This is a genomic window from Metapseudomonas otitidis (genome assembly GCF_900111835.1).
Lineage (GTDB): Bacteria > Pseudomonadota > Gammaproteobacteria > Pseudomonadales > Pseudomonadaceae > Metapseudomonas > Metapseudomonas otitidis.
In genome coordinates, this window is sequence record NZ_FOJP01000007.1 from 125,914 (window position 1) to 140,193 (window position 14,280).

Sequence of the window (14,280 nt, forward strand, 5' to 3'; positions counted from 1 at the left end):
CGGCTCGGGATTTCACCAGTGGCCGACCCTAGGACATGTTTGTGGCAATCAACTCTGCTGGGGGCATCCAAAATCAGTACCGATTTTCCACGTAAGCCACTGGACATCCTGTAAAAAATCATGCAAAAACTGGCGACATCACTAATCTACATTCAGACTTAGTGCATATGCTCGATTATCACGAGAGTCCCGTGATCCCGCGTTCGAAATATGGATATTTCAATGCAAAGCCCGCTACAACTCAGCTACCTCCGCCACCGCCAACGAGCGCTAATTCAGCGAGCGTTCACATTGACACGTGTCGCCGATAGGAACCTCTACATTCTATGAATTATTTCACCGAAACGGCGGCCAATATCCTTGGCAATAAAAAGCTGCGTAGTCCCCAGATTGAAGCCTACATCAAGGCCCAAGAACACTTCGAGAGTTCCAGCGAGGATGCATTGATCGTTTTGCCTACCGGAACGGGAAAAAGCGGGCTTATCTCCATATTACCGTTCGGCCTGGCAAAGGGACGTGTGCTGATCATTACACCCGGCTTGGTCACTAAGCAGAGTATTCGCCGGACACAGGAGCTTCTAGAAGACAACTTCTGGATAAACTTCGATGTAATTTTCAGTGCCGAAGATCTTCCGGTCACATGCGAGTTCGCTTCTGATACTCATCAGGCAAGCCTTGAACAGGCCCACTTCGTTTATTCAAATATCCAGCAGATATATAACGAGCGTGGACAGTCACTGACGAAGCGGGTGCCATCCGACTTTTTCGATCTCATCATCATTGATGAAGGGCACCATGCGCCGGCAGGTAGCTGGCAAAAGACATTGGCGCACTTTTCAAAAGCCAAAAAGATTTTTGTGACAGGTACTCCATTCCGCGGCGACAACCAAGATGTACCGGGAAAGCTGATCCACAAAACGCCTCTTTCTGAAGTGATGCGTGATCGATATGTTAAGTGGCTCAGGAAAGAGACAGTTAATGCTCATGAGCTCTATTTCACAATTGCCGAACAGCCAGGTGTCCGGCTCTCTAAAGAGCAAGTTCTAGAATTCAAAGAAATTGAGTGGGTGGAGCGCAGCGTAGCCCTGTCAGCAGAATGCTCAATGGACGTGATTGACCTGAGCATTCAGAAACTGGATGAGCTACGGAAAATATCTCCAGATGTACCACACAAGATTCTCGCGGTCGGTTGCAGCATCACCCACGCAGAGGACCTGCGCGCCTGGTATAAATCCAAGAAGCTGACTGCAGTCGTGGTGCATAGCAACATGGAGTCAGCGGATATCGATGCGGCATTCCGGTTGATCGATAACCACCGATGCGATGTCGTAATTTCCGTGAACATGCTGATGGAAGGCTACGACCATCGGTACCTCACTGTTCTTGCGCTCTTCCGTCCTTACCGAAGCGAAAATGCCTTTGCACAAATCGTGGGCAGGGTTTTGCGGGCAATCCCTGCCGACGAGATAACGGCTTTTGAGATCGATAACAACGCCGTAGTGATCTATCACCAGGAGACCGGGTTGGATTCGATGTGGACGGCCTTCCAGACTGAAGTTGATCGAGCCAAGCACCAGCGTACCCGCGACTACACCATCACGGATGAGGACTACATCCGTAAAGAGCAGGATCTAGGTGGTGTTTCCACCTCCGAAGCATTTGTGAGTGACCGTGACTCTTACCTTGGAGATCTGGATTTCAATAAGATTTTTTCGGAGAAAAGGGCCGAAGTCGAGTCCATCGCAACGCAGAAGGTCCAGGCGCTTCCGGGGATTGAAGGCTACGACGCAGATGTTCTTGCACAGCTCAAGAGTGTTTTCTTGAACGCTGAGACAAAAAAAGCAGCCCAGACCATAGACCCAAACCTTATGGAGAAGCGGCCTGAAATCGCCCGTAAACAGCTGCGCGAGATCCTTACGAAGAAGGCTCAGGACGAGGTCGCAACCTTGCTCAGCGATCTGAAAATCGAAGAAAAAACCTCTACCCTTTATCCGATATTCAAAAACCACCTACCGATGGCGAAACCCAACATGCCTAACGACGGTATACTGGTGAGCTTTATCAACAACAAGCTGTTGAAAAAATTCGGTAGGGTTGTTGACCGTGACAACAGCTCACTGACCAAGTCGATTGAGTACGTGGCGGTGATCATCGATGAATTGAGGAGAATGCTGAAATGAGTCTAGAAACCATCAAAATACTGGTTGATGAGCTCTCGACTCTCCACGTCAGCCGTGGTGTTCAGCCCAGCGAGCTCATCGATAATCTCTTCGAAAACGACTACGTAGGGTCCTCTGCGCGAAAGACTTCGCAGGGCCTGGTGTTCGAGCTTACTTTCTCCGAGCTAGATGAAGACGGATCCTTGAGCAATGTAACCATGCGCTATACCTATGACCGCAGCCGTTTTTTGGTGCTGGTTGAGCAGAAGGTAGCGACCAAGCGGTTCAGCATTCAATGGGACCGCTCCTACGCCATCCAGGAACGGCTCCGTAAGCTTGAAGCGCAACTCTCTAGCCTGCTACCCCGAGAGAAAGTAGCCGAAATCCTGTCAACCATACCCCAAGACTACCTTGCACTTGCCCCGCAACTACGGTTGGCTGCCTAACCTAGTCTGCCTTGGAACGGGGAGAAAGCTAGTTAAGAGTCATTGCTCGGGCTGAGTTAGCCAAGCGTCGGTGCATCGCCAACTGACGACTGAGCGCGAGAGCACAACGACGCGACACAGTCAGCTGTTGTGCAGCCCGCACGTCGGTAATGTCCAGCACCCAGCTCTGGGTGATTCGACACTATGAATTGATCCTGGCAGCCGCTGAAGACCAATCACTTGTGCTTGCGTGTATGAACACATAAGCCGGCTTGGCGCATCATTGGCTCGCTTGATGAGGAGGACTTCTGACCTGTATGGAAGTCCTCAGCACCGAGGCATCAGTGGCAGTGATAGTCACCGGTCTTGTGGTTGCGATGACAGCCCTTGGAGTCGGTGCCGCCACTGTGGGCCAATGCAGAGGCAGATACACAGGCGAAGAGCAGGGCAAGGAAGGCAGCGGACAGTTTCTTCACGGTAGAACTCCTTTTCTAGTTGGGCGCCAGAACTGGCCAGCTGACGATATGGCAGCTAGCCACTAGCTCGCAACCCCTTACGCAATTAGGGCCAGCGCCGATGCTGGTCGTCAATCACATAGACGTGGGAGTGGGTCTTACCCTCAGCAACGTGCTCGTGGTCTTCTGCGAGGTCGTCATGGGTGTGTTCGATCACTGTCCGGTCGTGCTCAGGCTTCCAGATCCGGAAGCTGACCACCAGGGAGGTGGCAGCCAAGGCACTCAAGCCTATGAACGACGCCTGCAGGCTGACATTGGCGCCCAGCCAGCCGGCAAGGGGATAGGTGATCAACCAGCAGGCGTGGGACAGCGCGAACTGGGCGGCGAAGAGGGCGGGGCGGTCCAGCGAGCAGGAAGATCGGCGGAGAATCCTCCCGGAGGGTGTTTGCGCCATCGAGTAGCCCGCGCCCAGGAAGAACCAGAGCCCGAGCATAAAGGTGTAGCTAGGCAACAGAATGCCAATGCAGAGGCCGATCACCAGCGCGCTGGCGCCGCCGAACATCACCTTGCGGTCATCCATGCGATCCAGCAGCCGGGGCAGTATCAGAGCCACCAGCATGGAGCCGGCACCGAAAGCCATCAACGCGGTTGCGGTGGAGGTCTGCGGCAGGCCGAAACGCGATTGCACAAGAACCACGGTGTTCACGATCACCATCGCACTGGCTGAGGCAATGGCGAGGTTCAGCGCGAGCAGGCCGCGCAGGCGCGGTGTGGCGAGGAAGATGCGCAGCCCCCGTGTCGTCCTGTCGTAGATGCCGCGCTTGGGGCCTGGTTGGGCGATGGGCAGGGTGACGGAGACGACCATCGCCGCCGAAACGAGGAAACCGACTACGGTGCCGCCGAACAGGCTGTGGAAGCTGACCATCGTCAGCAGCAGGGCTGCCAACATTGGGCTGATGACGCTTTCCAGATCGTATGCGAGACGCGACAGCGACAGGGCGCGGGTGTACTCGCGCTCATCAGGGAGGATGTCCGGGATAGTGGCCTGGAAGGTGGGCGTGAAGGCTGCGGATGCGGACTGCAGCACGAAGATGAGCACATACACCTGCCAGATCTCGGTGACGAAGGGCAGCAGCAGCGCTACCGCCGCTCGCACCAGATCCAGGGCTACCAGCATGGCTCTGCGTGGCAGGCGCTCGGCGAACGCAGCGGCGATGGGCGCGACACCGATGTAGGCAGTCATCTTGATTGCCAGGGCGGTACCTAGCACGGCTCCAGCCTGGGCGCCGGCCAGGTCATAGGCAAGCAGGCCCAGGGCGACTGTCGCGAGGCCCGTGCCCACCAGCGCGATGACTTGCGCGATGAAGAGGTGCCTATAGGTGCGGTTGGCGAGAACGGAAAGCATGTCAGCCCCCTCGTGAAGGTGGATTGATCATCCCCCTGGGGGGATGGGTGGAACGGTTGATCGCGAAACGGTGTTATGTCACTGCGTACCTGAGCAACACCAAGGCCAGCAGGTGTCCCGGGTAGAAGGAGTAGCCCCAGCGGGTGACGGGCGGGACCTTGAACGACCATTCCTTTCTCAGCAGCCAGAGCCCATATAGCGGGGCACTGAACGCGATGATCGCCACTACGATCGGGTAAGGCTGAATGCCCCACTGCAGCATCCAGCTGTCCCTGTTGTTGGCCATTACGCAAAGGATGGCTGGCAGCAGGGCGCTGAGGCCGGGTTTGCGGATGGCCAATACCAGGGCCGCCGGGATCAACACGCCACTAACGCCGTACATGAACAGGTCATGGAAGGCGACGCTGCTGGCAATGGCTATGGCGGCAGCAACGATGGAGACGACATCGCGGTGATAGCAACCCCAGGCAACAATGAGCCCGAGCATTAGAGTGGGCATAACGCTGAAGGTCGAACTGCCCGACGACAGCATCCGGTAAGGAGGTTCCGAGATGACAACAAACAGCAGCATCCAGGTCAGGTAGCGTACGTTCGCTTCCGTGTAGAGCTCCCCACGGCGGCTGCGTGCCACATTCGCGGCTATGGCGAGGCAGAACAGGGGGAATGACAGCCTGCCTATCAGGTAGAGCGGTGCCATGTCGTGCCAGAGGTAGCGCAGGTGGTCCAACACCATGGTTGCCATGCCCAGCCATTTGACGATGTCCAGGCCCGTATCCCGGTTCTGGTTGGCTTCGTTCATGCGAGCCACCCCAGAGTGAGGGCTGTGAGGACCAGGTAACGGGCTGTCTTGGCGAAAATCACGATCAAGAGAAAGCTCCAGAACGGCTCGCGCAGCACACCGGCGAGCAGCGTAAGTGGGTCACCGATCACGGGCACCCAGCTCAGGAGAAGCGACCAGCGGCCATACCGGTGGTAATAACTGCCCGCTCGCTGCAGATTCTTTTCCTTGAGGGGGAACCAGCGATGGGACCCCCAGCGGGAAACGTGACGCCCGAGCCACCAGTTGACGCTGGAGCCCAGAACATTTCCGAGGCTGGCAACTAGCAACAGAAGCCATACCGAATAGTTCTCTGTCAGCAGCAGGCCTACCAGGACGGCCTCCGACTGCAGCGGCAATAGCGTCGCGGCACCGAACGCGGTTAGAAACAGGCCTGCATAGGCCGATCTCTCCACTGGTCTTCAGCTCGTAAGGTTGAGCCAGCCATGCCAGCCGACGTACACGCCCACCGCGATGATCAGAACGCTGGACAGGTAGGGCGCCCGACGGGCGACGGTGCTGAGCCAGGGCCAGCGGTTCGAGGCGTGACGTGCGCCCAGTGCAGCGGCGACCCCGACCGTTACCAGCGTGAGTGCAAGGCCCATGCTGAAGCACAGGACCAGAACCGCTCCCAGCGTCATCTCCTTCACCTGCAGGCAGAGCAGCAGGACCGTGATAGCAGCGGGGCAGGGAATCAGACCGCCGGTCAGGCCGAACAGGATGACCTGGATCGTGGTGACGTCGCGGTTGGCGAAACGACGCTTGATGTCATTGGCATGCGCCCTTTCGTGAGCATCCTGATAGCCGTCAGCAGCCAGCTCGAGCCCTTCGAGTTCACTATGACCATGGTGGTGATGGGCGTGCTCCTTGTACTCGACGTCGTAGTCGTGGGAGTGGCCGCCATGGCCCAGGCTGACCCGAACACTGAACTCGTGGGGCTCCGGGATCACGTCGCGGGACTCAAGGAAGCCGACCTGCTGGACGAAGGTGAACGACTGCTCCACGCCATCCGGGCGGCGAGTCATGAGGTGGGTTTCTTGCGCTACCCAGGGCAAGCCACTGAGTGTCTTGATGCGCCAGCGGGGCGGTACGCCTTCCTCGAAGATCGACAGCTCGATCCGTCCATGCCCGGTATCGATAACCCGAGTTTCGTCATGGGCGTGGTCATACTTATGATCGTGATCGCTTTCTGCCAACCAGCTGCGTTCACCCCGCCAGGTGCGCCAGAGCATCCATAGGGCGATGGCGATGATCAATGCGGCAGAGCCCAGTTGAAAGTAGGGTTCGGTGGTCTCCGCATCCAGGCCCTGGCCTAGGTACATGCCGCCGACGGCCACTGCCCAGACTACAGCCGTATGGGAGACGGTAGCTGCCAGCCCGAGCAGGATCGCCTGCTTGGCAGTGCCACGGATAGCGACGATAAAGGCGGCCATCATCGTCTTGGAATGGCCAGGCTCCAACCCGTGCAGCGCTCCAAGAAGGATGGCGCTGGGGAAATACAGCCAAGCGTGTGCCGCTCCCTGCTGCAGGAGTTGCGAGAAACTGCCCATGGATGGACCTCAAAGGTATTTGGTGATCTGCTTGAACTCTTCAAGCGGCGCCCGCTCATCGCTGGTCATGGCGCCGATGGTGTGTTCGAGGCAGTGGTCGATGTGATCCTGAATCAGCGTCCGTTTCGCCTGGCATACGGCCTTCTCGACTGCATGCATCTGTTGGGCAATATCCACGCACTCGCGGCCGTTCTCGATCATGGTGATGATGCTGCGCAGATGCCCCTCCGCTCGCTTAAGACGCTTGACGATATCGGTGTGGCTTTCGTGGCGATGCCCATGATCGTGGGTCTGATCGAGTTCGCTCATCGGTGGCTCATATTCTGTGGCTGATCACCAAATCCTATCCCCCCCGGGAGGATATAATCAACAGGTGGCCGGCACTTGGATCCTTGTTGGCACGGAACCTGGGTATCGGGGCAGTCCGCTCTCATGCATTCGTCTTTTAGCCATCTCTTATGTGGCGGCTTGCCTGGTGCAGAGTGCTGACATCCAAGGAAATATTCGGGTCGCCCATAGAAATACTTAACACTTGATCACATCCTCCCCCAGGGGATAAATTGTCGGTCAACTCAGTATTTCGGCCGTCAACTACGATGTCTCGAACCGCCTCCACCCGCACAGCACTAACGCTGGTGTTCGCGCTTCTGATGGCGTGGGTCGGGCACACCTATTCTCTACTTTCCTCGGCTGGCCTGCAGAACGTTGGCATAGAGGCCCACCATCACTCCCATGATGACGATTCGTTCAGCAACGCCGATCTTGGCGACCACTACCACGCGCCTTTCACAGCTGATCACGTCCACGAAACTCCATACCTCGGCTCGCTGATCATCCTGCCCCCGATGAGTGGGCCTGGACAGCTGCAGTCTTCCCCCCGCTTCACCATGCCCATCGGGCCCATCTTCCTTATCGAGCGCCCTCCGCGCGACACGTCCGTGCTTTGAATCGGGCTGCTTCGCAGCTCTCGTTTTCAGCAATCTAGGACGTAAGCAATGAATGCACTTCTATGGAGTGGTGCGGACGCATTTCTGCGCCGCCCGCTTTTCCTGCTGACCCTGGTCGCGGCGCTGCTGCTCGTGACTCCGGACGCACTCGCCCATGGCGTTGCCGAAGGTGACAAGGGGTTCATCCAGGAGAGCACCGGCGTGATGCTCATGCCGTTTATCTACATGGGCGCCAAGCACATGATCACCGGATACGACCACCTGCTGTTCCTGTTCGGCGTGATCTTCTTCCTGTACCGCCTCAAGGATGTGGGACTCTACGTAACGCTGTTCGCCGTGGGCCATTCCGTGACGCTGCTGTTGGGCGTACTGGCCGACATCAGCATCAGCTCCTACGTGATCGACGCGATCATCGGCTTCTCGGTGGTCTACAAGGCGCTCGACAACCTCGGTGCCTTCAAACGCTGGTTCGGCGTACAGCCCGATACCCGCGCCGCCACCCTGATCTTCGGTCTGCTCCATGGTTTCGGCCTGGCTACCAAGATCCAGGAGTTCGAGATATCCCCAGACGGGCTGATCGTCAATCTGATCGCTTTCAACGTCGGTGTCGAAATCGGCCAGCTTCTGGCGCTCGGCAGCATCCTCATCCTCATGGGCTACTGGCGTCGCACTGCCAGTTTCTGGCAGCACGCGTATTCCGCCAACGTCGCCATGATGAGCGCCGGCTTCCTGCTGATGGGCTACCAGCTCACCGGCCTGGTTATTTCCCAGTAAGGACAAGACATGTTCAATTCGAAGCTTCCTACCCTCAATGAGCTGCCCAGCAGCAAACAACTGCTCCGCTCCACCGTCATCGCCATGGTTGCCGCCGGCGCACTGCTGGTCACCGTGGTCATGCCATCGGAGTACGCCCTTGACCCCACCGGTGTCGGTAGCGCCCTGGGCCTGACTCAGATGGGCAAGATCAAGATTCAACTCGCCGAGGAAGCGGCGGCGGACGCCGCTGTCGACAGTGCTGCACTGCAGGCAGCCGCTCCGGTTCAGCAAACCGCACCGGCCGCTCCGGTGGCGCCCGCACAACCGGCCATCGCGGCAACCCCTGCACCCGCTGCTGCTCCGGCGGCACCGAGTGCTCCAGCCAAGGCGGCTGGCCAGCAGCATCAGATCAGCATCACCCTGGCCCCGAACCAGGGGGCAGAAGTGAAGCTGGAAATGCTCAAGGGTGCCCGTGTCGATTTCACCTGGAGCGTGGCTGATGGCGTCGTGAACTACGATACCCACGGCGATCCCTACAACGCGCCCAAGGGCTTCTATCACGGCTATGGCAAGGGCCGTGCGACCCAGGAAGACAAGGGTACGCTGGAGGCGGCGTTCGACGGCAAGCACGGCTGGTTCTGGCGCAACCGTGGCAACGAGCCGGTAACCGTCACCCTCAAGACCGAAGGCGACTATCTGCAGATTAAGCGCGTGATCTGACGTGCTCATGGCCGGCTCACCCGAGTCGGCCTCCTACTCGTCCATGGAGACATACCACCATGATGAAGATCGTCGGGATGATTGTCGTACTGGCGAGCGTGATCGCCGGCTACATGCTGTCTGGAGGTGCAATTGCAGCACTCATACAACCCTATGAGGTCCTAGTAATCGGTGGTTGTGCACTAGGCGCCTTCCTGCAAGCAAATCCTGGTGGTACCACCATGCATGTCTTCAAGAAGGCGTTGAAGATGTTCAGCAGTCGCTTCAGTCACGCCTTCTATGTAGAGATCCTCACTGCGCTCTACGAAATCCTCAACAAGTCACGCCGGGAAGGCATGATGGCAATCGAGGCGGATATCGAGGACCCCAACGCGAGTCCCATCTTTAGTAAGTATCCGCGATTGGTGCAGGACACACGGATGCTGTCGTTCACCTGCGATCATCTTCGGATCATGTCATCCGGGAACATGGCTCCTCACGAGTTGGAGGGGCTGATGGATGCAGGTCTGGGTAGTCTGAAAGAAGAGCTGGAACACAATTCCCATGCGGTGAGTCGACTCGCCGACGGCTTACCGGGCTTCGGTATCGTTGCTGCGGTGCTAGGTATCGTTGTTACCATGGGCCTGCTGGGTGAGGGCGATCAGGCTGCTATTGGTAAGCATGTGGCCGCCGCACTGGTGGGCACTTTTCTCGGCATCCTGGCAGCCTACGGCTTCTTCGGCCCCCTGGCGACCTGCCTAGAGCACGATGCCAAGGAGGAGCTGAATGTGTTCGAAGCGATCAAAGTGACTTTAGTGGCTGCGGCTTCTGGCATGCCCCCAACATTAGCTGTGGAGTTTGGCAGGAACGTGATTTTCCCTGCACACCGGCCCTCCTTCAGCGAAATGGATGAGGCCTTCAGGAGTGCCAAGTAAAGTCGAGTGCACGCAACCCAGCGTCTTTGCCCGCGCGAATTCACTCCGCATGATAGTCTCTGGAAAATAGACCGAACTGCAGAGGTTGAACATGAGCAATGTCGAGCAGCCAGATCGCAGCATTGCCGACATGTTGGAGGAAAAAGCTCGGCGACGCGAAGAGCTGGTAAAGGCCATTTGGGAGGCTGATCCTGCTGTCCTTGCTGAAGCCGCCGAAAAGCTCAGGGAGGCGATGCGCAAAGAAGACCCCAGTCAACGATGCCGCAGGCTGGGACCACGTTTGTTCCGCAAGTGATCTGGCCCTACCTAATATTGAGTAGATCTAGCGATACATGAAACCGCGAGAACTATAAAAAGCCGTATTAAGTGCGAAAATTAATCGTGCCCTTTAATTATGGCTTCAAATTCCCAAACGCGGCAAATTCAGCAAAAACTCTAGCGAGCCCATACTCCCAAGATCAAAGGGAGCTCGACAGGCTTCACTCCGCACTTTTTCTTTCCAGTCGCTTAGCTACGGATTTTTTCCGATAATATGCGGTTCCGCCCAGAACTTGGTTGAAACCTGGCGGACCCTGCCAGTTCCTTGGAACTCCCGTCGATTTAAGCAGGGACTCGGAGTCAACGCCGTTTCTCACAAACCCCTCCAAGTCCCACTCGAAAAAGCTGACAAGGACTTGAAAAACCGTATTCGGCAGACTGGAAACCACACCCAAGCTGCCAGTGTTCATCGGAAGATTTAGTCTCCTGATATCGGCAAGAGCACCGATTAGCCGCCTCAGTCGAAAGTGCCAGACAGACTCCATGAGCAGTTCAGCCTGCTTGGAAGCCAAGGGAAATCTGCGCTTACGTAATTTTGGGCAGGGTGGAAGACGCACAGGTAGTAGTTTCTGCAGGTTGCTGAGATTAACCCGCTTCTGCCCTTTGGAAATTCGATAGAGATCCTCAGCACCCGCTAAGAGAATAGCAGCGTATGCGCTGTCTCGGAGATCACTAACCTCCTTAACTACGTCAGGTACGGGCGTGCAGAGCCTTGCCATCAACCAAGAATTATCATGTTTCGTCAACCAACGAGTTGCTTGGTAAGCATTATCCCAGAGGTACTCCAAATCGGCGTTCACTCGCACAGCCAAAATCGTATTTATTTTCTGACGATGTTGCGCCTTCCTACCGACCTGCGGCTTTTCCGGATTTGAGCGTGATTTTTCACCTGCGGCGCTATGATAAATAACTTCATTCTTCAAAGCTTCCTCAAATTGATCTGCGCTACCGAACAGATGCTGCGCAATGATCATATGCCTCGCAATTGGCATATCCATTTGGCCATTGCAAGATCCAAACCGTATCCATTGGTTGTGCTTACCTGTTTCATAAGCTTTATCCATTCGCGACAAAGCTTCATCTCCATACATTGAGCGGATACTGTTAAATAGTTTCGCAGTACTTGTAAATTTTCCGTGTATAAAACCGCGCGCCCTGCATTGCCGCACATAGCTTCCCCCCAATGCCTCACAACTGACTAGTGGAAAGCTCCGCTGTAGTACCTCGTAGGCAAACTGAGCAAAATTCCTTTCTTGCGCAGTACCCTGTTTAACTGTCGAAGGATCAAGTGCGCTCCAACCGCATACGCAAGGCTCAGTCGGATTAGGAAGTAGACGAAGCTTACGGAAGAACGGATGAGAGCACTTGGGGCACGCGTGCATTAGCGACTCACCATGACGCCAACAAACGCTCACACCGGGCAAGTGATGTGAGCGATGCCAGTATGCGGAACCTGTTTCAAGCAGATCTTGCTGCACACAGGTTAAGCAAAGCTTAGCCTTCCCGTGGACCGCTGCCTCTCGACGGGGAATACGAGCAACCCCAGACAAGCGGGAACCTGCATAGGCAGAATCCGCATCGTGGCCTACCCCTAGAAAGGGTCTATACGCTGGAAATATAGTATTAGCGCAAATTAATTCGTCGAGATTACGTGCCGGATCACCAGGCAGTCTGGAGGCAAGCTCTTCAATCTGCTTTGGCAAAATCCCCATACTGAACGGCGCCGAGCCGAACAGGTCTTGGAAGGTTTCAGTCGCAGTTCTGTTACCTGACAGGAAGTGGTAGCGCGTGATACGAGAATGCAAAATCTCGTCCGGCATCGACATGGGAAAAAATAGCAGATCAGACATCGAAAATTGACTAGCCAAATAGTGCTTAAAAAGTACACGAACTCTACAGCGCAGTGTATTTCCAACACACTATATCGTGTTTCGGAGAGGAAAATATAAAAAAATGCCAACCCATGACATACAAGAGCTATGTTGATTTTACACCCTCACACTTTTCTTGCACAAAGCAGATAGCCAACATAAGCCGTCTTCACACTAGTATTATCGCGGACTCCCTCCTAAAAAACGCCTGCCGGGGCTCACACTCTCTTATAAATATGCATGGGATATTTTCCTCTCAGAGGACATAACTACGGCCGAATGCAAGCTGTTCGATACAACGCTGACCGAGTTACGCTTCGCTGCTCGTTTTCCAACCTCGCCTTGGCCCACTCTAAGCGCCGAACGTGAAACTCCTCGATAGACTCACACGTCTGCTCCAATGCCAAGGCACACAGGGGTAGCTTGGAGAGCTGTTTTTCGAAACGTGAGAGGACGTGTAGATCCCGCCCTATTCTAGAGCGCGAGATGTAGACAGGCTTTCCTGGTGCAGTCCGAAGGCGCTGCCCACAGCACCGGATCTGTTCTGCAAGTATCGCGTCAATAGTAGTGAATGTAGTGGTGCTATCAGCACGGCATGTATGAGTATCTGCATGTTTGGCGATGTAGCCTGAGAGCCAGGCTCGATCACAGCGATAAAGCCACATGTAATCCTTGCACTTGTGAGCTTGCAGGGTCACATATTCGACCTCGAAGGTTGCTCGGCGCCTAAGGCGCTCGCTTTGAAATTTTGCGTTTTTCCAGGCCGGCGAACCGCCGTTGACACCACGGATGGTTCGATAAACATATACCCTGGAGACACCAAGCGCAGAGGCGATCTGCCGAGCCTCACATCCGGCAAGTGCTAGTCTCCAAACAACAGCAGGCAAGCCCTCCATCCCCTCTAGCAGGTCCTCAGAAAGCTTGGCTTTTGTATAACCGAGACCAGTTGGCGATGGTCGCTTAACAACTGGCGTGGATCGCTCGTTGCAGCATTGGAGATGAGCCAGATCGACCCCCAGGGCAGTGGCCAGCACAATGTATTTGAGTGGATGATGCGTATGCCTTGGCCTGCGTAGCAGCTTGGTGACCCAAGTCGCGGGTTGGCCTGCGGGTGACTCTCTGAGGATCGAGTATTCCCAAGCTGCAGGCAGAACGTTGAAAACGCCGACCATATGTGCGGCCAAACGGCATAGATCCAGCCGCTGCGATTTACCCCGGGTTAGACCTACCTCAGTAGCTCTCTGCATCAGGCAAGCGCGCAAGGCAATGGGTGAAATGGGATTGAGGGCTAGCGTAAGCAATTGCATTGATTGGAGCGCGATCTGATGCAGCGTTGGAAAAGCCTCCAAACCAACAGTGACCTGGTGTGAATGAGCTTGTACTTCCGCATCATCAGGCAGGTGGAGCTGCCATGAGTTACGGCTGCACCAGCTCGGATCCACCATCCTGAGCGAATCGCCGTGGTGAGGGCATACCAACACGCCGGGAAGCTGGTGAACGCGGTGCCAGTACGCTGCGCCAACCCCAACGAGGTCCTCATTGAGGCAGGCCGGACAGAAGCGTACCCTCGAAGCTCCTTCGAGCCGACTGGCATTGACTCCTAGTTTCAGCATTAGCCACTTGCCGTCCCCGGCCATTGAGGTGCGGGCATGCAGCATCTGATCATCGGTGAGAAAAGGCGCGTAATAGGGCAGAACTGTATGGCGCGTGATGATTTTGCATACCGAGAGGTCTGTGCCTGGGGGAAGCGACTCGACTAAATCATCCAATCGACAGGGAAACGCTACATTTTGCGTGAACGAGACCGCAGCTCTGTTGCCGATGAACGCAGCTTTGCGGCTATGCCCGCCACAAAGCCGGGCATAGCGAGATAGAACGCTGTGTAGCGTCTCATCGGGGAATGCTGTAGGGAAGAAATGGAATTTCAGCTCCATTACACGACC

15 protein-coding genes are annotated in these 14,280 nt (G+C 55.9%); 6 read left to right on the forward strand and 9 right to left on the reverse strand.

Annotation, left to right across the window (positions count from 1 at the left end; all coding sequences use genetic code 11):
- Window positions 1-326 precede the first annotated feature (326 nt).
- Together BM198_RS10450 and BM198_RS10455 are read left to right on the forward strand one after the other, a co-directional pair.
- Window positions 327-2,180, forward strand: a complete 1,854-nt coding sequence (locus BM198_RS10450; RefSeq protein ID WP_074969786.1) for a DEAD/DEAH box helicase — start codon at window positions 327-329, stop codon at window positions 2,178-2,180.
- A complete protein-coding gene (locus tag BM198_RS10455) occupies window positions 2,177-2,605 on the forward strand; it encodes a hypothetical protein (protein WP_074969788.1) in 429 nt (142 codons plus the stop codon). Before BM198_RS10450 ends, BM198_RS10455 begins: the two co-directional genes overlap by 4 nt.
- 320 nt (window positions 2,606-2,925) lie before the next feature.
- Here the strand turns inward: BM198_RS10455 and BM198_RS29580 are convergent, their stop codons facing one another.
- From BM198_RS29580 to BM198_RS30635, 7 genes are all read right to left on the reverse strand, one after another.
- Window positions 2,926-3,060: a YHYH domain-containing protein gene (locus BM198_RS29580; RefSeq protein ID WP_139233602.1), complete on the reverse strand. Its 135-nt coding sequence runs from the start codon at window positions 3,058-3,060 to the stop codon at window positions 2,926-2,928.
- 85 nt (window positions 3,061-3,145) lie between these two features.
- Window positions 3,146-4,444 carry an MFS transporter gene (locus tag BM198_RS10460; RefSeq protein ID WP_074969790.1) on the reverse strand — a complete coding sequence of 433 codons (1,299 nt, stop codon included), beginning with the start codon at window positions 4,442-4,444 and terminating at the stop codon, window positions 3,146-3,148.
- Window positions 4,445-4,517: 73 nt separating this feature from the next.
- Window positions 4,518-5,243 (reverse strand): TraX family protein, encoded by a 726-nt coding sequence (locus tag BM198_RS10465; protein ID WP_074969792.1) that lies wholly within the window; start codon window positions 5,241-5,243, stop codon window positions 4,518-4,520.
- Window positions 5,240-5,677 carry a YqaA family protein gene (locus BM198_RS10470; protein WP_074969794.1) on the reverse strand — a complete coding sequence of 146 codons (438 nt, stop codon included), beginning with the start codon at window positions 5,675-5,677 and terminating at the stop codon, window positions 5,240-5,242. Before BM198_RS10470 ends, BM198_RS10465 begins: the two co-directional genes overlap by 4 nt.
- 6 nt (window positions 5,678-5,683) lie before the next feature.
- Window positions 5,684-6,811: a nickel/cobalt efflux protein RcnA gene (locus tag BM198_RS10475; RefSeq protein ID WP_074969796.1), complete on the reverse strand. Its 1,128-nt coding sequence runs from the start codon at window positions 6,809-6,811 to the stop codon at window positions 5,684-5,686.
- 9 nt (window positions 6,812-6,820) lie between these two features.
- Window positions 6,821-7,120: a metal-sensing transcriptional repressor gene (locus tag BM198_RS10480; protein WP_074969798.1), complete on the reverse strand. Its 300-nt coding sequence runs from the start codon at window positions 7,118-7,120 to the stop codon at window positions 6,821-6,823.
- A 368-nt stretch (window positions 7,121-7,488) separates the two neighbouring features.
- Entirely contained in the window at window positions 7,489-7,617 is a 129-nt protein-coding gene (locus BM198_RS30635) for a hypothetical protein (protein WP_267920181.1), read from the reverse strand.
- Between the two features lie 189 nt (window positions 7,618-7,806).
- Here BM198_RS30635 and BM198_RS10490 point away from each other — a divergent pair, with 189 nt between their 5' ends.
- The 4 genes from BM198_RS10490 to BM198_RS29585 all read left to right on the forward strand — a co-directional run bounded on the left by BM198_RS10490 (window position 7,807) and on the right by BM198_RS29585 (window position 10,443).
- Entirely contained in the window at window positions 7,807-8,532 is a 726-nt protein-coding gene (locus tag BM198_RS10490; protein ID WP_074969801.1) for a HupE/UreJ family protein, read from the forward strand.
- Window positions 8,533-8,541: 9 nt separating this feature from the next.
- On the forward strand, window positions 8,542-9,234 hold the full coding sequence (locus tag BM198_RS10495) for a transmembrane anchor protein (RefSeq protein ID WP_074969804.1): 693 nt from the start codon (window positions 8,542-8,544) through the stop codon (window positions 9,232-9,234).
- A gap of 59 nt (window positions 9,235-9,293) precedes the next feature.
- Window positions 9,294-10,148, forward strand: a complete 855-nt coding sequence (gene motA, locus BM198_RS10500; protein ID WP_074969807.1) for a flagellar motor stator protein MotA — start codon at window positions 9,294-9,296, stop codon at window positions 10,146-10,148.
- 91 nt (window positions 10,149-10,239) lie between these two features.
- Entirely contained in the window at window positions 10,240-10,443 is a 204-nt protein-coding gene (locus tag BM198_RS29585) for a hypothetical protein (RefSeq protein WP_139233603.1), read from the forward strand.
- Between the two features lie 184 nt (window positions 10,444-10,627).
- Here the strand turns inward: BM198_RS29585 and BM198_RS10510 are convergent, their stop codons facing one another.
- Both BM198_RS10510 and BM198_RS10515 read right to left on the reverse strand, forming a co-directional pair.
- The gene (locus tag BM198_RS10510) at window positions 10,628-12,316 is read right to left on the reverse strand and encodes a TniQ family protein (RefSeq protein ID WP_074969811.1); all 1,689 of its coding nucleotides are present in this window, start codon (window positions 12,314-12,316) and stop codon (window positions 10,628-10,630) included.
- A 290-nt stretch (window positions 12,317-12,606) separates the two neighbouring features.
- Complete coding sequence (locus BM198_RS10515; RefSeq protein ID WP_074969813.1) at window positions 12,607-14,271, reverse strand: TnsD family Tn7-like transposition protein; 1,665 nt, start codon at window positions 14,269-14,271, stop codon at window positions 12,607-12,609.
- Window positions 14,272-14,280 lie beyond the last annotated feature (9 nt).

Excerpts from the sequence above, each read along its gene's own strand:
- BM198_RS29585 (WP_139233603.1), top strand. The coding sequence starts at position 10,240 with ATGAGCAATGTCGAGCAGCCAGATCGCAGCATTGCCGACATGTTGGAG.
- BM198_RS10510 (WP_074969811.1), bottom strand. The coding sequence starts at position 12,316 with ATGTCTGATCTGCTATTTTTTCCCATGTCGATGCCGGACGAGATTTTG.
- BM198_RS10490 (WP_074969801.1), top strand. The coding sequence starts at position 7,807 with ATGAATGCACTTCTATGGAGTGGTGCGGACGCATTTCTGCGCCGCCCG.
- BM198_RS10480 (WP_074969798.1), bottom strand. The coding sequence starts at position 7,120 with ATGAGCGAACTCGATCAGACCCACGATCATGGGCATCGCCACGAAAGC.
- BM198_RS10515 (WP_074969813.1), bottom strand. The coding sequence starts at position 14,271 with ATGGAGCTGAAATTCCATTTCTTCCCTACAGCATTCCCCGATGAGACG.
- BM198_RS10455 (WP_074969788.1), top strand. The coding sequence starts at position 2,177 with ATGAGTCTAGAAACCATCAAAATACTGGTTGATGAGCTCTCGACTCTC.
- BM198_RS10465 (WP_074969792.1), bottom strand. The coding sequence starts at position 5,243 with ATGAACGAAGCCAACCAGAACCGGGATACGGGCCTGGACATCGTCAAA.
- motA (WP_074969807.1), top strand. The coding sequence starts at position 9,294 with ATGATGAAGATCGTCGGGATGATTGTCGTACTGGCGAGCGTGATCGCC.
- BM198_RS10450 (WP_074969786.1), top strand. The coding sequence starts at position 327 with ATGAATTATTTCACCGAAACGGCGGCCAATATCCTTGGCAATAAAAAG.
- BM198_RS10495 (WP_074969804.1), top strand. The coding sequence starts at position 8,542 with ATGTTCAATTCGAAGCTTCCTACCCTCAATGAGCTGCCCAGCAGCAAA.
- BM198_RS10475 (WP_074969796.1), bottom strand. The coding sequence starts at position 6,811 with ATGGGCAGTTTCTCGCAACTCCTGCAGCAGGGAGCGGCACACGCTTGG.
- BM198_RS10460 (WP_074969790.1), bottom strand. The coding sequence starts at position 4,444 with ATGCTTTCCGTTCTCGCCAACCGCACCTATAGGCACCTCTTCATCGCG.